Source organism: Thermogymnomonas acidicola (genome assembly GCF_014646795.1).
In the GTDB taxonomy this organism is placed as follows: Archaea; Thermoplasmatota; Thermoplasmata; order Thermoplasmatales; family Thermoplasmataceae; genus Thermogymnomonas; species Thermogymnomonas acidicola.
This window is the reverse complement of record NZ_BMNY01000001.1, coordinates 578,820-596,803: the sequence shown is the minus strand read 5'-3', so window position 1 is coordinate 596,803 and position 17,984 is coordinate 578,820. Positions and strand designations below refer to the sequence as shown.

The window sequence follows — 17,984 nt, the reverse complement described above, 5'->3', positions numbered from 1 at the left end:
TCACCCCCTAGTTCAGGTCGCTGGCCTCCACGGACCTGACCTTTATGTCCCTCTTGGCCAGTTCAGGGAAGAAGAGCTTCGGAGGGACTATCTGCTCCGGAGGCTTCACGCCCTTCCCCTTTATTGTGCCCGAGGCCACCATCTGTGCAACTATTGATCCCGGCACGCCCACCTGTTTCTGCGATGCCGACATCCTCAGCCTCTCGTCATACTTAAAGTCAACAGTGATCACGACCCTCTTCTCCCTTCCAGCTTCCTTGCCCCTTACCTCCACAACAGTCCTCTCATAGTCCATGACCTGGATGCCCTCTGGCGGCGTGAGCTTGCCCTGCTGCCTCAGGAAGTTTATGAAGAATTCCCTAGGCACTATCTCGGCACCATTGACCTTGACCTTCTCCGTGGAGCCGAAGCCCATGTCCACAACCTGCTTCAGGAGCAGTATATCCCTGCTGCCCTCCAGCCACTCCACGTACCTTATGCCCTTCTGCCTGAAACTCTCAGGCATGGTCGCTATCTCAGAGTGCAGTGTCCTGTAAACTGCAAACTGCCCTATTTCAGGGCCGAAGTCATAGACCTCAGACCTTGAGAGGGGAGGGCTCTCCACGAACTTGCCGTCCTCGAAGTGGACGGCGTTCATGGTCATCTCGTCAATCATTGTCAGCGGTGACCATGTGAACAAGTACGGGGCGTTTGGCGTCCTGTCCGCCCACCCGTCCCTTATTACCACGCTCTCTGCGGTATCCATCCTGTTCACCGCATAAGATGCCGCCACGGAGGATATGCCCGGCTGTGCCCCCATCCCTATTATGGCCAGCACACCCTCCCTGGCGAAGGTGTCGTCGAGCTCCATCTGTTTCCTTGTCATGTGGAACAGGCCGCCGAAGTCTATGTATGGCACCTTCGCCTGCAGGCAGGCCTTCATGACGTCCAGGTTGAAGTAATACTGCGCCGCGTTTATCACCACGTCCGAGCCCTTCAGGGTCCTGGAGAGCTCCTCGTGGTTCCTGATGTCCACCCGCCTGAATGATACCCTGGGGTCCTCAAACCTCTTCTCCTGGAGGTCAATGACCTGGATGTGCTCTGTATCCTTGCTGGCCAGGAGATCCCTTATGGCCGCGCTCCCAGTGATCCCAGAGCCTCCCACCACGGCAAACTTCATACTTGTTTACAGTGTATTGACAAATAAATAGTTGTCGATCGACCTTTGAAAATTGTATCCAGCAAACTCGTTTGCTGGAAAAATAAAAAAGTAGCAGACCCAGTGATATAGAAAAATTACAGCAAAATGCCGATGGATCAAAAAACTACATATACCCAGAAGGCAATACACATATCGATGATATTTTATGGAGGCAGAAAACCTGAACCGATCGGAAAGTCACACTCGGAGGGAGTGGAACTCCTCCAGGTCTGAGAGGCTTTTTGAGAGGCAGAAGAAGCTTATACCCAGCGGGGCAAGTTCCCTGATGAGGACGTCCTCGTGGGACCCGTACCCGCTGTTCATACAGAGGGGCAAGGGGTCCAGAATATGGGATGTTGACGGAAACGAGTACATAGACTTCCTCATGGCCTTCGGGCCGCTGATCAACGGGCACTCGCACCCCAAGATAAACAACGCAGTGAAGAAACAGATGAGGAACGGGTACCTGTTCGGTGCGCCAAACGAGCTGGAATACAAGCTTGCAAGAATGTTCATGAAGTTTGTGCCGAACCAGGACAGGGTGATATTTGCACTGAGCGGTTCCGACGCCACGTTCAATGCGATCAGGATCGCCAGGGCTGCAACCGGCAAAGACGTTATACTGAAGTTCGAGGGGCACTACCATGGCCTTCACGACTATGCGGCGATTTCCGTGGAGTCGCCTCCGGTTGTGAGCGGCCTGAGGTGGTTCCCGAGGCCACTGGCATACACAGCTGGCATACCGAGCGAGGTCCTCGACACCGTGGTTGTTGCGAACTGGAACGACGTGGAGAGCCTGGAGAGGATACTGAAGATAAGGGGCAACGAGATAGCGGCCATAATAATGGAGCCCATAATGGCCAACTCCAGCGTGATACTGCCGGACGACGACTACCTTAGGGCCGTGCGGGAACTCGCTGATGAGTACAACATACTCATGATAATGGACGAGGTCATAACTGGCTTCAGGGTGAGCGAGGGTGGTGCACAGAAGCTCTACGGGGTTCAGCCAGACCTCTCCACATGGGCCAAGGCCTTGGGCAACGGGCTCACAATATCAGCAATATCCGGAAAGAAAGAGTACATGGAACTGATAGGAAACGGCGTTGCGTACGGCGGCACTTACTTCGCGTCTCCGATTGCACTGGCGGGCGCACTCGAGAACCTGAGGCTGCTGGCCTACAACGACTTCGAGCCCTACAGGTACCTGAAGAGGATCACAAGGAAGATGGCCAAGGGCATTGAGGAGGTTGCGGACGAGCTTGACGAGGACATACTGGTCACATGGGAGACAGGCCTCCTGTCTTTCATATTCACCAAGAGGAAGAGTGTCAGGAACTACAGGGAGAGCATTGACAGCGACTGGGAGAAGTACAAGAAGCTGCAGCGCTACATGCTCAGGAGGGGCATATACCTGCACCCGGACATGTTCGAGAGGATACCCCTTTCCACGCAGCACACGGAAGAAGACATAGATGCCTTCATCATGGCACTCAGGGAGAGCCTGAAGGAATACAGGGAGAAGGAGGAGTGACCTCCTCATGGCTCCCCGTATATCTGGTAGTACCAGGACTTCCTTATTTTTCCAGATATGTCGACGTAGACGTGCTTGGGGTTCGTGAACTCCTCCAGTGAGAAGATCGATGTGGAGGCACCGAAGCCCGAGCGCTTGAGGGGTGACCAGGGCATCTCCGACGGTATCGGGGCGTGGTCATTGACCCAGACGGTGCCGAACCTCAGGTCCCTGGAGGCCCTCATGGCCCTTGCCACATCCCTTGTCCAGACGGAGGATGCCAGGCCGTACACCACGTTGTTGGCCCTCTCTATGGCCTCCTGGTATGTGGAGAAGCGGAGCACCGACAGGACTGGCCCGAATATCTCCTCCTGCACCACGCGTGCACCATCGTTATCCACCTCCACAACTGTGGGCCTCAGGAAGAAGCCCCTCTCGCCATTGCCGGAGCCATCGAGCACCACGTTGCCCTCCCTCCTCGCTACCTCTATATAACCGTTCACACGCCTGAACTGGTCCTCCGACACCACCGGCCCCATGTCCGTCTTCGGGTCCATTGGATCGCCGACCCTGACCTTCCTCAGCTTCTCCAGCAGCCTTGCAAGGAACCTGTCATAGACACTCTCGTGCACGTACAGCCTGGTGGCCGCACCGCAGTCCTGGCCAGTGTTCATGAGTGAGCCCACAACGGCACCCTCGGTTGCGGCCTCGATGTCCGCGTCCTCGAACACTATGAAAGGTGCCTTGCCGCCCAGCTCCAGGGACAGCTTCTTGACCGTGGACGAGGCCAGGGATGCTATCCTGGAGCCCACCTCCGTGGAACCTGTGAATGCTATCATGTCTACCTTGCTGTTCCTCGAGATCTCCTCCCCGATCACTGACCCTGGTCCCGTGACCAGGTTGAAGGCCCCCTTGGGTATGCCCAGTGAATGTATGAGGGATGCGAGCTTGATAGCAGTGAGCGGCGTGTTTGATGCGGGCTTGAGCACCACGGTGTTGCCCATCAGGAGTGGTGGTATTGCTCTCCAGGCCACCATCATGAGCGGGTAGTTCCATGGGACTATGACACCGACCACGCCCACGGGCTCACGCCTCAGGATGCTGGTGCCCTCCTGCAGGTATTCATGGGCCGCTATGCCGTTCTCAACCCTCGATGCGCCAGCGAAGAACTTTATGTTGTCTATGGTGGCCCCGATATCGTAGTCTGCGGCCTGCTTCACGGGTTTTCCCGTGTTGAGCACCTCCAGCCTCATGAACTCCTGCTTCTCCCTCTCGATCATCTGAGCCAGCCTGTAGACGATCTCAGCCCTCTCGGCCGGCGTCATCCTCGGCCATGGGCCGTGGTCGAACGCGTCCCTGGCCGCATCTATGGCCCTCCTGACATCTTCCACCGTGCCCCTCTGGACCCTCCCGATATCCTCCCTTGTAGCCGGATTCACAAGGCTGTAGGTGCTCCCGTCGGATGACTGCGACCACTCGCCACCTATGTACATCATGTTCTCACTAAATTTTTCCACCGTCATGGTCATCTACCTATAATATGTCTATATGTAATGTTCACCTAATAAATTTTTTTAATTTGACTGGCCGGTGTCCTTTATAAGTACCAGCGGCCTATCCTCGTCGGCCTTCCTGGGCACGCGCCTGATGATGTGCGGCCTGAGGTTCACGTCCAGGGCGTCCCTGAGGCCCTCTCCGAGCAAGCCGAAGCCCAGCACGATGAGGAATATGAAGGCTGCAGGTATAAGGCCCTCCCACGGGTATGTGTAAAGAGTTGTTGTCAGGGACGAGGCCATGAGGCCCAGTTCCGGAGTGCCCACCGGTATGCCAACGCCGAGGAAGCCCAGAGTGGAGATCGTGAGGAGCGCGGTGCCGAAGTCCATGGTGGCATACACGATCATTGTGGGCAGTATGTTCGGCAGTATGTCATGGCGCAGGATGTAGGGGAACGATAGGTCCATGGCCTTCGAGGCTGTCACGAAGTCCTGCGCTGTGACCTCCAGGACACTCCCCCTTGCCAGCCTCACATAGGGCGGCCACCACACTATCATGACCGAAAGCATGGCGTGCGGGATGCTCGGCCCGAGCGTGGCGGCTATTGCAAGGGCCATGATTATGCTGGGGAATGCGAGGAACAGGTCGGTGAGCCTCATTATCACCTCTTCCGCCGCGCCCCTGAAGTAGCCGGCGATGCTGCCCAGGAGTATGCCGATGAGGAGGGAGAAGAGGACTATACCTGCCGGCATGGCCATGTCTATGGGCATGGCCGCGATTATCCTCGAGAATATGTCTCGGCCCAGGGCATCCGTGCCGAAGATGTGTTGCATGCTCGGGGGGAGGTTCGCAGCGGAAAGGTCGAGGCGGTACGGGTTGTAGGGCACCATCCTGGTGCCCAGTATGGAGTAAAGCACTGCCAGCAATACGAAAAAGGCTGACAGGACAAGCCCAGCCATGGACAGCCTGTTCTGGTAGATGTCCCCGAGGACCTTCCTTGCACCCCCAATTAGCCCTGCCTGCTTCACCTGGCATCACCCGAGAGCGTTATCCTTGGGTCTAGGACGGCGTAGAGTATGTCTGCTATGAGGTTCACTATGATAACAACAGCGGTGAACACAACAACAACCGCAACCAGGGCAGGGTAGTCGTCTGAAACCACTGCGTTGTAGGCGAACCTGCCGATGCCTGGCCATGAAAAGAGCTCCTCGACAACAACCGTGCCGGACACGAGCCACCCGAACATCACAGCTATGACAGTGTTCGATTCTATCAACCCGGTCCTGAGGATGTGCCTCCTCTGCACGAGCTTCTCATCGATGCCCTTGGCGTACGCTGTCTTGACATATGGCAGCCACTTCACGTTGAGTATGCCCGACCTCGTGATCCTGGTTACCAGCCCGAAGTTCAGGAACGCCAGGGTGAGGGCCGGGAGTATCAGGTGGTACATCCCGTTCACAAAGTCCTGGAAGTGGCCGGTTATAAGCGAGTCCAGGACGAATATGCCAGTTATCCTCGGAGGAGGGGTCAGCGTTGGTGAGTACATGCCACTTATCGGGAACAGGCCCAGGTCGGATGAAAGTACCATTATTGCGAGTGCAGCGCCAAGGAACGTTGGTGTGGCCCATGAGGCCAGGTAGAAAACCCTTATTGCAGAATCCTTCTTGTTGCCGAAGTTCATGGCAGAGATGTATCCTAGGCCCACGCCCAGGATGATAAGGATCACGAAGGATGCTATGACCAGCTCCAGTGTGTTGGGAAAATAGAACTCTATCTCGGAGAGGACGGACTTGCCCGTCTCCGGGTCGATGCCGAAGTTGCCCGTTAGGTAAGACTTAAGGAAGATTCCGAGCTGGACATAGATCGGGGCGTTGAGGTGGTATTCCTGTATCACGTACTGCACCGTGGAGGCCCTGGCCTTAGGGCCAGCCCAGAGCCTGGCAGGATCCGGGCTCAGTAGGTGTGAGATCAGGAATACGATTATTATCGTCCCGATGAGCAGGAGTATGCCCTCGGCCACCCTCTTTGAGATGTAGACTGCGAGCTCACGCCTAGAGATCAGATCCCCTCACCCTCCCTGGTAGCAGCCATCATCTGCACGTCAGGGGGGAGATAGGATGTCTGTGAGGTGTAGTGCACGTCGCTCCAGAACATGAAGTAACCTGCAGCTGACCCGGCTGGGTTCTCTATGAAGCCTGTGAGCGTGTCCACATGGACTGCAAGCATGTAGGGTATGTTGAGCCATGCAAACCAGTACTGGTGGTAGACTGCGTGGACGAGCTCCGTGTAGTTCTGCACTATGTACTGGGTGTTGTACGTCGAGGTGCCGTTCACCGTAAGGTTGAACATGGTCTCATTGAACCAGGGTGCCTCCACATAGCTCTCGTCCATTATGGCGGTCGCGTAGTCAGAGCTGGCTGTGTAGTCTTCAGTGTAGTAGCCTATGCCCATCGGGTATGTCAACCCGCTGGTGCTGTTGTCCGTGGAGTAAATTATGCTCTCCCAGGCACTGTGCGTGACACCGTCAGATGTTATGTCAAACCCAATTGCGTTGAGGTCAGATATTATTATCTGCGCCTCTTCTGACTGCGATGTTGAGCCCGAGTTGAATGTGAAGTTGACTGGTGGCAGCGGGTTGTTTTTGTTAACCACTGTGCCGTTGGGGAATTTGGCCTCGTATCCTGCCTTCGCCAGGTATTCTGCGGCCAGTGTGGGGTTGTATGTGTAGTTCTGCAGGCCTGAGGTGACGTTGCTGTAATACGGGAACCCGGCAGGTATCGGGCCTATCCACTGGGTGGCCAGGCCGTGGAACACCGTGCTTATTATCCCTGTGTAGTTTATTCCATAAACGACCGCTGCCCTGACATCGAGGTTGTAGAACGGCTTGTAGCCGTACGGGTCCATGTAGACCCAGTATGCCCCCTCGGAGCTACCGAACTGCACTGGCAGCACAGTGACGTTGAAGCCTGGGAGTGACTTGAGCGTGCTGTAATACTGCGTTGAGGGATCGTCTATTACCTGCAGCTGGCCCGCCTTGGCTGCAGATATTGAGGTGGACACTGGCTGGTAGTCTATCACGATCTCCTTCACGTAGGGCGGGTGGATGGCGTAGTTCCACTGGCTGCTGCTTATATTGTATGCCCAGTAGTGCGGGTTTGCCTCCAAGACAGCTGTCTGTCCCGGGACGTACTTTTCCAGCACGTATGGCCCTGTCCCCAGCGCATGGGTCGTCATGTATGAGTTTATCGTTCCGTACTGGACGCCACCGTGCGCATCCACATATGCAGGGTCAACAGCTGCGGCCATGGGAGTTGTCAGAGTGGCGAGGAGAGAGTTGAATGGCACATCCCCGTTGTAACCGTAACCGAGGTTCAGCCTGATCTCATACTTGTTTATCACCTGGAAGGACTGGTACGGGTACTCCATCACCTGCAGCTCACTCGCATTGGGGTCAGTGAAGTTGAAAGTGTTCAGTTCCTGCGGCGTGACTGTGAAATTAACGCCGTTAGAGTAGTTGAAGTTCTGCGACAGGATGAAGGATGGTGCCTGGTTCATTATTATCGTCCTGTACATGGAGTACCACTGCACGTAGGCATTGTACGGGTATCCGTTGCTGAATGTCACGTTGTGCCTGAGGTAGAATGTGTAGTGCATGCCATTGGGGGATACACTCCAGTTCACTGCAAGCACACCAACGTAAGTGTCCTCGCTGGTGCCGTTGGGGGCCACAAGCCCCTGGTATATCTGGTTCGCTATCTCCCATCCAGCGGTACTGAACGTCACGGCCGGGTCAAGGTGGCCCGGTGCCTTTGCCGAGCCCTCAACGATCACCGATGGCGTTGTTACCTGCGAGTGGGGCCTGTGGATCTCAAAAGCAGCCACCCCTGCCACGATCACTACGACAACGACTATGATCGCGATTGTTGATACCTTCATATTTCAGAATATTCCAATCCAAATATTTATATGTTTTCATATCTAAAGTCCTCCAAGGATTTTTTACATAAATAGGCCTGTAATGCTGAAAATATTTACATCCAACAGGACATAAGGTCACTTCCATGAAGATGAGAGGTTATTCTCTCCACTATTTAGATTTTGCCAGGGCGGAGGTAGACGTACTGAAACACTGTGTGAGTTCAAGCGTACAAGATGTGGGAGAAGAGCAATCACGGGCAACGGCATGAAGATCGTGAATAGTTATAGGCCAAGGGCTGAAGGTTAAGGCCTGCCTCAACCCCATGATCTAAAAACAGGACCTGGAGGTTGAGAGGCCTGTGCGCTCATTTCACCTCCGAGTCGGCGAGCCTCAGGGCATCGTCCATTGCAGAGACACCTGCATCTATCTCTTCCTTTGTGATTATGAGTGGCGGCGCGATGACGAAGTGGCTGACCCAGGTGTTCACATAGACGCCCTTCTTCATCATTTCTGACGCTATCCTGTCTGTCATCAGTGGCCTTCCCTCCACCTTGTCCCTGTAAGTGTTGAACGGTTCTCTGGTCTCCCTGTTCCTCACTATCTCAACCGCAGCGAAAAGCCCTATGGACCTCACATCGCCCACCGATGGGTGCCTCTCCCTGAGCTCTTCCAGCCTGCCTGACAGGTACTTACCCATTTCCCTGGCCCTCTCTATAAGGTTGAGGCGCTTGTACTCCCTTATTGCAGCTGTCGCAGCAGCCATCCCAACCGGGTGCGCCTCATAAGTGTGGCCGTGTGCGAAGTAGTGGTCCTCAAAGTACTCCGATATCCTCCTGTCAGTGGCCGTGAGGGAGAGCGGGAAGTATGCCGATGTTATGCCCTTTGCGGTGGTGAGTATATCTGGCTTTATGTTCCAGTGGTCCACCGCAAACCATTCCCCTGTCCTGCCCCACCCCGACATGACCTCGTCCGTTACCATTATAACATCGTTCTCCTCGGTTATCTCCCTCACCCTCTCCATGTACCCGGGTGGGGGTATCACCACGCCGTTGGTCCCGGTCACGGGTTCCATGATCAGGCCCCCGACGTTCCCCTCGTTCTTTATCATGTACTCAATATAATCAGCACAGGCCAGGCCGCAGTCAGGGTATTTCAGGCCGAACGGGCACCTGTAACAGTAGGGGGGCGGTGCGTGGACAACGCCGTTTATTCCAAAGTCCGGTTCAGCCTGTATGCGCCTGAAGTCACCTGTCAGCGATATGCTGGCTGCGGTGGAGCCGTGGTAAGAGTTGTACATGGATATTATCTTCACCTTTCCACTGGAAGAGTTGTACATCCTTATAATCTTGACAGCCGCCTCGTTTGCCTCGGTCCCGCTCGTGCCGAAAAAGAACCTGTCCAGGTTCCCTGGCAGGACTGAAGAAAGCTCCTCTGCCAGCTCCGCCCTGGCATCGATTGTGTATGAGGGCTGTATGTATGCCAGTTTCTCGGCCTGCCGGTGCATTGCCTCAATCACGTTACTGTTGCTGTGGCCGAGGTTGGAACACATGAGCTGCGAGGAGAAGTCAAGGTAAGCCTTTCCATCCTTATCGTAGAAGTAGACGCCTTCCGCCCTCTCAACAACCAGTGGATTCCATGGGCCCTGCTTCCTCCATGTGCCGTATGTATGCTCTTTGGTAACCCTGGATACCCTTTCCCGGTCGTATGTGCTACCCTGTATGGCGCCCATACTGAGGCTATTCTCTGTAACTATTTTAACTTTTCACAGTATATCTATTATGTTTTTTCCCTTCAGCTGAGTGTAGGTGAAATTTTTCCAGAGAACCAACGGAAACCATGTGATTAACTCTGAAAACCCGTTTCAGGGCCTGAGGGGGCAGATCGGATATCCGGCCTGAGTCCTCTGGCATTTCCATTCGCCTGGATGTTTACCCTGGATTTCCGACCCGGGATCGGTATTAGAACACAGATAAAAAAATAAATATCATAGCTTCCGGTTAGGGTTATTTTACACCTTGCTTAATAAGACGATGGATTTAATACCAAATAAAGCATTACCATGGTGCAATGGAAACAAAGGCGACAGACTACAACACTATTATTGACGAGACCGATAAGAAGATCCTTGAGGCAATGTTTGATATCAAGGACACCAACCTGCAGTCTCTGGCGGACAGGGTTGGCATCTCAAAGTCAACGGTGCACAACAGGCTCAAGAAGATGCGCGATGCCAACTTCCTCCAGGGCATAATCCCGATAATCAACAAGGACTATGTGGATAACCAGATAACAGCGATTTCCCTGATAAAGGCCAAGTACGGGCCAGAGTACGCGGAGGAGGTTGGCAAGAGGATATCGAAGATAAAGGGTGTCTGGGCGGTCTACTTCGTCCTCGGCATAAATGACTTCGTTGTGCTCATAAGGACTAAGACGAAGAGCGAGCTGGAACAGATCGTGAACGAGCTCAGCAAGACCGAGGGCGTGGAGAGGAGTGACACGACCATAGCTCTCAAGATAATAAAGGAAGATGTGGGTGAATCGCTCAAGTATGCCTCCGTTGGCAACGAGTGATAAATTTTAATCCACTCCGAATCTTCAGCTCATGGAGTACATCAGCATAGTTGCCATTGCCCTCTCCGTAGTTTCAATTTGCCTTTGGGCTTACAGCCTGGCCTCCATGAGGGGCAGGAAGGTTGAGGTCGATAACACCCCCAGGGCTGTGGATGCGGGATTCGAGGTATCGGGAGGAACTGGAAAGGGAGAGAGTGATGAGGGCCCTACGGCCAGCGCCCCGCACCATGAAACATACGCGCTAGGGATAAGTACGGAGGAACTTGAAAGGTTCAGCCTGCAGGTCATCAAGAACCTGGACATGATAAACAAGAGGATAGGGGTGAAGTTCGACGTGAAGCCCTTGCAGGCAAAAAAGGAGAGCCAGGGAAAGAAGTGAGCTCATGTTGTGCCGGCCTTCTGGTTGCCAGCAACGTTCTGAGACTTCTTTCCCCAGCCAATCCAGCCCAGTGCCGTCAGGGCAGCGCCGACCACTGCCACGACGATGCCGGGCACCATGTACCAGAGCATCGGATGGAGGACCCTGACTCCACCCAGTATGGCGAGTACTACACCCACCACCAGCAGTACAATGCCCGGAATCCCGAAGGCCCAGCGCATTGTTACCACCGATATATATAAGTAAAAACTTCTATAAAACTATTTCGATCACTCCCCACCTGCTTCTGATGGCGCCCTACCGGCTGCCAGAACCCTTTCTGGGTGCAGCCTGTACTCCACAGTTGCCATGATGGCGGAGAACGGTATCCATGCAACGCCTATGTATGCAGCGAGGTCAAAGGGATAAGCGGGAGGTGACGGGTAGAATGAGAAGAATATGACCGCTCCCAGGACACCAACCGCTACCGCCGGGAACAATAGGTGCTGCACCACACGGAACTGCCCGCGCTTCCTGGCCATGACTGGGAGGCCGATGGAGGCTACAATGTGCTCAAGGTATGCACAGTAACCGTTCGCGTACAGCATGAGGAGGCCACCCTCTGCCGGCCCGAAGGCGAGGCCGAAGGCCAGTGCGACCACAAGGGAGGCGACAAGGACAAACGTGGCCGATACATGGGGTGAGCCGTACCTGCTGTGCACCCTGGCCAGCGACCTGGGGAGGAAGAGTATGCCGTCCCTGGCGAAGGTGTAGTAGACCCTGGAGTTGGAGTTGCTCACCGCTATGTTGTATCCCATGAAGCTGTTCACCGTAACTGCGATGAGGAGGGCGTAGAGCAACACGCCGTGTTCCCTGAATAGGATGAGGCCAGGGTCCGGAGAGGTTGCAAACGATGACATATCGCGTGGCCCCCAGCCAACGGTGAAAGCGTAGGAGACAAGGACCAGAGTGAACCCTGCAATCACCGTTGTGGTTATCAGTGCGCGGGTCACGGACTTCTCCGGTTCCCTTGTTTCCTCTGCCAGGGACGTCACTGAAAGCGTGGTTCCGAAAAAGAGGACAACGGAGTAGATCATCGAGTAGAAGAGCTGAGACACTCCGCCGGGGAGGAGTGAGGTGGTGAAGACCTCAAGCGTGTTGCTGTGGCCCGCTGACACTATTATAGCGATGGAGCCTGCTATTATGACGCCCACCTCTATCAGGCCCCCCAGTATCTGGTAGTCCGTGGATGCCCTTATCCCGAAGTAAGTGAGAAGGAACGATACCAGCGCCGCAGCAACAGCAACCGGTATCCAGAACTCAGGAAGAGAGTATTTGGGGTCTATGAGAGTTATGAACGATGCCAGGCCGAGGAATCCGAAGGACCCGTAGCCCAGGGTTGTGTAGAATATCATGTTCCAGGCCTGGAATGTGCCAACCGTACCGCCCAGGGACAGAGCCGCGAACTTGTAATAGGAGCCTGCGGAAGATACGAACTTTGAGAACTGGTAGCCGGTGTTCATTATGAAGAGGTAGAATATGACACCGAGGAGTATGGACAGGGGAGTGGCACCCAGGGCGAACAGGGCCACCCCGGTGAGGAGGTAAGCAGCGTCAGCAGCTATGGATAGGGCTCCCATGGCCTGCCACACCAGCCTGAACTGGCCTATCACTCCCCTGGGAAGTGAATCGTTACTGATAGACTGTGTCACGCCAGCCTGATCTGTAACATGTAAATATAGGCTTTGCTCCCGGAGACGCACCCAGGGTAGAAATAAAATTATACAGGCTGAAGTTACGGGCAGAGACCCATGGATGAACACTGAGGCCGGCAGGGGCGCCTATGAGAGAAAGTGGTTTGCGAGCTACCTCCTTTCCAACGTTGCCTCCGGCATAATATCGCCCCTGGTCCCGCTCTATACGGTCCTCCTGTTGCATTCCACGGTCTTCTATGTGGGCCTGGCAAGCGCCCTCTCTTCGGCTGCATCTGTCCCCTCCCTGATACTGTGGGGAAACCTATCCGACAGGACAAAGGCCAGGAAGCCCTTCATCATAGTTGGTTTCGCAGGATCGTTCCTCTCACTTATCCTGATACTCCTCGTCAGGAACGTGTACGACTACATAGGTGTGCTCGTGCTCTACCAGGTGCTTGCGAACGCCAGTGTGCCCGTGGCCACGGTCCTGATAGCGGAGAACACTGAGGAGAGGCTGTGGCCCAACGTCATGGCCATGTTCAACATGCTCTCTGCCGTGGGCACGGTCATAGGCCTGGGCCTGGGCACCATGTTAACGTTCATCAACAGCAGTCCCGGAGCACTCACAATGGTTTACGTGTACTCATCAGCCATTTACCTGGTCTCAGCCATTTCGGCAGCCCTCCTCCTCAGGGAGTCGGAGAAGAAACTCGAGAGGAGGAGGCTCTCCTCCATCTTCTCCATACGCGTGCTCGAGAGGAACCGTTTCTCACCGAGCCACATAGTGCACTTCATTGCCTACAGGGAAGGCAACGCAAGGCACCTGCCCGGAAAACTGTGGGCCACCATAGCGTGCGCCTGCCTCCTGATGGTGGGCTTCCAGGTGTTCCTTGTGCCTTACCCGGTGTACCTTGTGGACAGGTACGGAGCATCACAGCTGATCGTATTCCTGATGTACATGGGAAACAGTGCCATGACCGCACTCACATACGTTCCGGCGGGGAGGATGGTCAGGAAATCAGGCATATCCAGGGCACTCTCCCTGGCCCTCGGGAGTAGGATCCTAATATTCTCTGCAAGCTCCGTGATCGCCATGCTTGCAGCCCCCACTCACCTCTGGATGTACGTGATGGTCGCATTCTACAGCATAATAGGTGGCCTCTGGAGCTTCATAGGCATGGGGCAGGTGACAGCGGTAACCAGGATGGCCGACCAGGAGACAAGGGGCTGGGCAGTGGGCCTCTACAACTCCTTCCTGGGGATAGGCCAGATCGCGGGCTCCTTCATATCTGGATACATGGCACAGTACGTCGGTTACTCCTACGACTTCATAGCTGCTGCGGCCATAGTGGTCGTTGGCACCGCAGTGATACTCAGGATGAACATAGACTCCGCCATAAGGGGGCAGCCAGGCGGGACTGGTGTCAAACCTGGCTCCTGATCTTGTTCCTGTCTATCTTTATCCCCTGCGGGGTCAGAACGAAGAGTGACTTTGACAGGCCCGCCACGTCCCCGTTGGCGTCCCTGCTTATTATCCTCATCTCGTCCATTATCCTCTTCAGCACCACCTCGTCGGAGGAGACAAGGGTACAGTCCACTATCACAATGTTCCCACTGTGCACGAGGTCCCTTACGCGCCCGAGGTCGTCCGTCCTCCTGACCTCCGCGACCCTAACGTATGAGACCGGCCTCTCCTCCTCGTCCTCCACCTTCACGTCGTTGAGGTCTATGAACCTCCTTGGCTCCCTCTGACTCTCTTCCTGGCCCCTCCTCCTGAACAGTGGCATCCCCTATCATTCTCTCATGTTTACGCCCAATAATATCTTTTCACATCATGCCTTCAAGGCACCGCCGTCGGCCACGGGCTCCCCCCTGTCGGATGGCAGCAGGGGCATAATGAATGAAGTGACTACAGCGAAGAGTATTGAGAACCAGATGGCAGTCCAGAGGGGGATGACCTTATCCATGAGGGAGATGAAGGCAATTCCAGCTGCGCCGCCAACCGTCTGCCCTACGCCCCAGACCATTGAGTTGGAGGTGGTGTTGACCTCCCTGGGGACCACACGCCCCACGTACCCGAGGAGCACCGGGAACTGGGTGTATGCTGTGAAGGCGAACAGCGAGTAGAACACACCGGCGAGGATGACGGACTTTGAATAGTACATGAAGAGGGTGAAGAACAGTGTTGACAGGATGAACGTGATCATGACAGTGGCCTTGCCCCCTATCCTAGTCACCACATGGCCAAAGAACGGCTGGCCCATAACCGCTATGACCATTGAGGTGGTTAGGAGGTCCCCCATAAGGGCCTTGCTCCCGTAGATAAGATCCAGGTAGTCTGGCACGAACGTTGTTGATCCAAGGAGGAACATGGACCTAATGAAAACCAGCGAGGTGAGGAGTAGGATAAATGACCTGTACCTGCCCAGCGGCACCCTCTTCCTCTCCCCCCTGTTAGCCGAGGGAGCAGACCTCCTCACACGCCTGAGGCCCAGGAGCACAGCGACCCCTCCGACCGCAGTGTAGCCTGCGAGTATGAAGAGGGAGTGTGAGGGCCTCAGGAGGGCAATGAGGGACACTATGAGCAGGGGCGTTATGGCACGCCCCAGGCTGCCAAATGAACCGTTGATGCCCATGGCCCTTGGCGCGCCGCCACCCTTCCTGTACACGCCTGATAGTACGCTTGCGCCCACGGGGTGGTAGAATGACTGCCCGAAGCCCAGCGAGGCGACGCCTGCAACTATCAGGTACAGGGCGAACCTCTCGAACAGGAACGGGAGGGCGAATATGAATATGGCCAGTGCATTGAGCAGCAGTCCAGTGGAGATCAGGACATTGTCACGGTCGATCCTGTCAGCCACCACTCCAACCGGTGCGCTGAACAGGCCAGATATGACGTTGTAGATCACCGCCATGAGCCCCAGGACTGTTACAGACGTCCCCGGGATCTCAACATAGTAGGTGAGGAGCACGGGGAAAAGGAGTGTGGTGCCGTCGTTCAGGAAGTGAGCAAGCGATGTGAACAGCAGCGCCCTCCTGCCTACCTCCATACCCGCATCAGCCCGTCTGTCCGGCCTCACTGACCAGGCCATCTGGAAGCAAGCAGCTGTCCGGTAACTGTTCCTCGTCCAGGTCCAGGTGCCTGCCCTTCACCTCCGCGTACGCCCTCAGGAAAGCGAGTATCCTGTGACCGTCAACGATACCCATGTTGCCCACCCTGACCATGCTCTCAGACAGCTGCCCCATCCCCCTGGAGACCGTTATGCCCTTCGCGGCGAGCAGGGCCGTTGACTTTGAGGCCTCTGGGTCCCTTATCGCCACCACAGTATCGGAGTAGTTCTCCTCGTTCCCGTAGAGGGATAGGCCGAGATCCCTTATGCCGGACCTGAGGAGCTCCGCGCATGCGTGGTGCCTCTCTATCCTCCTGCCAAGGCCCTCGTACTCCAGGAGCTCCAGTGCCCTCTCAAGCGCAGCAAATGCACCTGTGGCCGGTGTGAATGGTGTCTCGTTCCTCTCAAGGAACCTCAGACTCTCGCTCAGGTCCATGTACGCGGGGATGTCCTCTGCTGCCCTTATCTCAGAGGCCGCCTCACCGGAGAGGCACACTATTCCGAGGCCTGGAACAGAGGCTATGCCCTTCTGGCTGCAGGTTGCCATCGCGTATATCCCTGCCCCTACCGATACCGGCATACCGCCGAAGCCTGACACGGAGTCCACAAGCACCCTTATCCCCCTGGCACTCAGGTGGGATGCAACGGAGTTTATGTCCCTGATGGCCGTGCCATTTCCAGTCTCATTGTGCACAAGGGCGACGTAAGTGGCGCCCCACTCCTCTGCAGCCGCGAGGATGCTTTCCACACCGATTGCCCCAGCCTCACCGGAGTCCACGACCTTCAGGTCCACGCCCCTCCTCCTCAGTGAGAGGACTAGGCGCCTGCTGAACTCGCCGTTCTGGGCGGCCACAACCCTGTCGCCCTTCCTGAGTATCGAGAAGACCATGGATTCGACGGCGAGTGTGCCGGAGCCAGTGGTGACGACGCTCCTCTCTGCCCCGGTGAACCTGTTGAGCCTCTCCTCTATGGAGCGCACTATTTCCCTGAACTCCCCAGACCTGTGATTTAGCACCATGGTGGCCCTCGCCTGCACGCTTGCTGGCACCTCTACGGGCCCGGGTATGAGCATCATATCTCTCCCCTCCAGGCCTTCACTATGTTGCTGGCAGTCTCCATCGCGACCCTCCTCTTGGCCTCCTCTGTCTGGGCGCCTATGTGTGGCGTGACGACGAAGTTCTCCATCCTCAGGAGATCCATCTCGAACTTTTCCCTTGGAGGCTCATTCCACATCACATCCGTGTAATAAACACTGACCACTCCACTCTTCAGTGCCTCCAGTAGGGCATTTCCGTCCACGGCGGCGGCCCTGCTGGTGTTCGATATCACCGGCCTCCTGCCCATGGCGGAGAACTCCTTCTTCCCGATGAGGGGGGGCTGGCCAGGGCTCACCGTCACGTTGATCGATATGTAGTCCGATCCCCTGAGGAGGTCTTCCAGTGCGACCAGCGATACACCCAGCCTCTCCGCCGCCTCCTCGTTCCTCACAACATCGTATGCAAGGACTTCCATGCCGAAGGCAGATGCCACGGACGCTATGTCCTGGCCTATCCTGCCAAAGCCTATTATGCCTAGCGTCTTCCCCGAGACCTCCCGGCCGGTTTTCTTGAGGAACTTCCCCTCCCTCGCCATTGTGGAGAGGGTGCAGAATGACCTGGAGATGGATAGGAAGGCTGCGAATGTGAGCTCGGTTACCGACCTTGTGGATGAGCCTGGGGCAAAGACGACCTTGATGCCCTTTGACCTGGCATATTCCGTGTCTATGGTGTCCAGGCCTATACCTGCCCTGGCTATGACCTTCAGCGCGCGCCCTGCGTCTATGACCTCCCTGTCCACCCTTGTCCTGCTCCTGACAACTAGGACGTTGTAGCCGCCGACGGACGATACCAGGTCCTGCCTTTCAATATCTGGCCTGTAGTCCACATGCATTCCGCTGTCCTCCAGGGTTGAGAGGAGTACCTGATCGACCTCATCCGAGACAAGAACCCTCCATGACATACCGTGACCAGACATGGTAGCCTTTCTATAATATAAAATTTCATGAAATAAATTGGATATTTTTGTGTGTCCGGATAAGGGTACAGCCAGAGATCCAGCGCCCCTGAGGGATTCAGGGGATATCTGCGGGAGATTTGCATATGAATC

Annotated in this window: 16 protein-coding genes; 4 read left to right on the top strand and 12 right to left on the bottom strand. The window is 55.6% G+C overall.

The genetic code is table 11. The features are described 5' to 3' along the window. Positions 1-7 precede the first annotated feature (7 nt). Positions 8-1,159 (bottom strand): saccharopine dehydrogenase family protein, encoded by a 1,152-nt coding sequence (locus IEW66_RS02915; RefSeq protein WP_188680162.1) that lies wholly within the window; start codon positions 1,157-1,159, stop codon positions 8-10. Between the two features lie 187 nt (positions 1,160-1,346). On the opposite strand from IEW66_RS02915, the gene IEW66_RS02910 reads away from it, so the two are divergent. Then, positions 1,347-2,714, top strand: coding sequence for an aspartate aminotransferase family protein (locus tag IEW66_RS02910; RefSeq protein ID WP_188680160.1), 1,368 nt, complete (start codon positions 1,347-1,349; stop codon positions 2,712-2,714). Between the two features lie 5 nt (positions 2,715-2,719). Here IEW66_RS02910 and IEW66_RS02905 read toward each other — a convergent pair whose 3' ends face one another. The 5 genes from IEW66_RS02905 to IEW66_RS02885 form a co-directional block, all read right to left on the bottom strand. Further along, positions 2,720-4,216 carry an aldehyde dehydrogenase family protein gene (locus tag IEW66_RS02905; protein WP_229657463.1) on the bottom strand — a complete coding sequence of 499 codons (1,497 nt, stop codon included), beginning with the start codon at positions 4,214-4,216 and terminating at the stop codon, positions 2,720-2,722. Positions 4,217-4,267: 51 nt separating this feature from the next. Beyond that, a complete protein-coding gene (locus IEW66_RS02900; RefSeq protein WP_229657462.1) occupies positions 4,268-5,215 on the bottom strand; it encodes an ABC transporter permease in 948 nt (315 codons plus the stop codon). After that, positions 5,212-6,207 carry an ABC transporter permease gene (locus IEW66_RS02895; protein WP_229657461.1) on the bottom strand — a complete coding sequence of 332 codons (996 nt, stop codon included), beginning with the start codon at positions 6,205-6,207 and terminating at the stop codon, positions 5,212-5,214. The genes IEW66_RS02900 and IEW66_RS02895 overlap by 4 nt, the downstream gene beginning before the upstream one ends. 38 nt (positions 6,208-6,245) lie before the next feature. Beyond that, complete coding sequence (locus IEW66_RS02890) at positions 6,246-8,123, bottom strand: ABC transporter substrate-binding protein (RefSeq protein WP_188680156.1); 1,878 nt, start codon at positions 8,121-8,123, stop codon at positions 6,246-6,248. Positions 8,124-8,470: 347 nt separating this feature from the next. Next, entirely contained in the window at positions 8,471-9,835 is a 1,365-nt protein-coding gene (locus tag IEW66_RS02885; protein WP_188680154.1) for an aminotransferase family protein, read from the bottom strand. Positions 9,836-10,173: 338 nt separating this feature from the next. Between IEW66_RS02885 and IEW66_RS02880 the strand changes: the two genes are divergently transcribed. After that, entirely contained in the window at positions 10,174-10,677 is a 504-nt protein-coding gene (locus IEW66_RS02880) for an Lrp/AsnC family transcriptional regulator (RefSeq protein WP_075057302.1), read from the top strand. Between the two features lie 31 nt (positions 10,678-10,708). Continuing rightward, complete coding sequence (locus IEW66_RS02875; RefSeq protein WP_188680153.1) at positions 10,709-11,056, top strand: hypothetical protein; 348 nt, start codon at positions 10,709-10,711, stop codon at positions 11,054-11,056. A gap of 2 nt (positions 11,057-11,058) precedes the next feature. On the opposite strand, the gene IEW66_RS02870 is transcribed toward IEW66_RS02875, so the two are convergent. Beyond that, complete coding sequence (locus tag IEW66_RS02870; RefSeq protein WP_229657460.1) at positions 11,059-11,286, bottom strand: hypothetical protein; 228 nt, start codon at positions 11,284-11,286, stop codon at positions 11,059-11,061. 39 nt (positions 11,287-11,325) lie between these two features. Then, positions 11,326-12,747: an APC family permease gene (locus IEW66_RS02865; protein ID WP_229657459.1), complete on the bottom strand. Its 1,422-nt coding sequence runs from the start codon at positions 12,745-12,747 to the stop codon at positions 11,326-11,328. 103 nt (positions 12,748-12,850) lie between these two features. On the opposite strand from IEW66_RS02865, the gene IEW66_RS02860 reads away from it, so the two are divergent. Further along, on the top strand, positions 12,851-14,170 hold the full coding sequence (locus IEW66_RS02860; protein WP_188680151.1) for an MFS transporter: 1,320 nt from the start codon (positions 12,851-12,853) through the stop codon (positions 14,168-14,170). Here IEW66_RS02860 and sepF read toward each other — a convergent pair. From sepF to IEW66_RS02840, 4 genes are read right to left on the bottom strand one after another with little or no spacing between them, the layout of a single operon-like run. Next, on the bottom strand, positions 14,154-14,516 hold the full coding sequence (gene sepF, locus IEW66_RS02855; RefSeq protein ID WP_188680149.1) for a cell division protein SepF: 363 nt from the start codon (positions 14,514-14,516) through the stop codon (positions 14,154-14,156). The genes IEW66_RS02860 and sepF overlap by 17 nt on opposite strands. A gap of 45 nt (positions 14,517-14,561) precedes the next feature. Then, positions 14,562-15,779: an MFS transporter gene (locus IEW66_RS02850; RefSeq protein WP_188680147.1), complete on the bottom strand. Its 1,218-nt coding sequence runs from the start codon at positions 15,777-15,779 to the stop codon at positions 14,562-14,564. Positions 15,780-15,786: 7 nt separating this feature from the next. After that, positions 15,787-16,914: a pyridoxal-phosphate-dependent aminotransferase family protein gene (locus tag IEW66_RS02845; RefSeq protein WP_188680145.1), complete on the bottom strand. Its 1,128-nt coding sequence runs from the start codon at positions 16,912-16,914 to the stop codon at positions 15,787-15,789. Beyond that, complete coding sequence (locus IEW66_RS02840; protein ID WP_188680143.1) at positions 16,911-17,837, bottom strand: NAD(P)-dependent oxidoreductase; 927 nt, start codon at positions 17,835-17,837, stop codon at positions 16,911-16,913. Before IEW66_RS02840 ends, IEW66_RS02845 begins: the two co-directional genes overlap by 4 nt. Positions 17,838-17,984 lie beyond the last annotated feature (147 nt).

What these genes read in the sequence shown, in the direction of transcription:
- IEW66_RS02915 (WP_188680162.1), bottom strand. Translation starts at nt 1,159, where the DNA reads ATGAAGTTTGCCGTGGTGGGAGGCTCTGGGATCACTGGGAGCGCGGCC.
- IEW66_RS02860 (WP_188680151.1), top strand. Translation starts at nt 12,851, where the DNA reads ATGAACACTGAGGCCGGCAGGGGCGCCTATGAGAGAAAGTGGTTTGCG.
- sepF (WP_188680149.1), bottom strand. Translation starts at nt 14,516, where the DNA reads ATGCCACTGTTCAGGAGGAGGGGCCAGGAAGAGAGTCAGAGGGAGCCA.
- IEW66_RS02890 (WP_188680156.1), bottom strand. Translation starts at nt 8,123, where the DNA reads ATGAAGGTATCAACAATCGCGATCATAGTCGTTGTCGTAGTGATCGTG.
- IEW66_RS02875 (WP_188680153.1), top strand. Translation starts at nt 10,709, where the DNA reads ATGGAGTACATCAGCATAGTTGCCATTGCCCTCTCCGTAGTTTCAATT.
- IEW66_RS02840 (WP_188680143.1), bottom strand. Translation starts at nt 17,837, where the DNA reads ATGTCATGGAGGGTTCTTGTCTCGGATGAGGTCGATCAGGTACTCCTC.
- IEW66_RS02885 (WP_188680154.1), bottom strand. Translation starts at nt 9,835, where the DNA reads ATGGGCGCCATACAGGGTAGCACATACGACCGGGAAAGGGTATCCAGG.
- IEW66_RS02850 (WP_188680147.1), bottom strand. Translation starts at nt 15,779, where the DNA reads ATGGAGGTAGGCAGGAGGGCGCTGCTGTTCACATCGCTTGCTCACTTC.
- IEW66_RS02905 (WP_229657463.1), bottom strand. Translation starts at nt 4,216, where the DNA reads ATGACGGTGGAAAAATTTAGTGAGAACATGATGTACATAGGTGGCGAG.
- IEW66_RS02910 (WP_188680160.1), top strand. Translation starts at nt 1,347, where the DNA reads ATGGAGGCAGAAAACCTGAACCGATCGGAAAGTCACACTCGGAGGGAG.
- IEW66_RS02880 (WP_075057302.1), top strand. Translation starts at nt 10,174, where the DNA reads ATGGAAACAAAGGCGACAGACTACAACACTATTATTGACGAGACCGAT.
- IEW66_RS02845 (WP_188680145.1), bottom strand. Translation starts at nt 16,914, where the DNA reads ATGATGCTCATACCCGGGCCCGTAGAGGTGCCAGCAAGCGTGCAGGCG.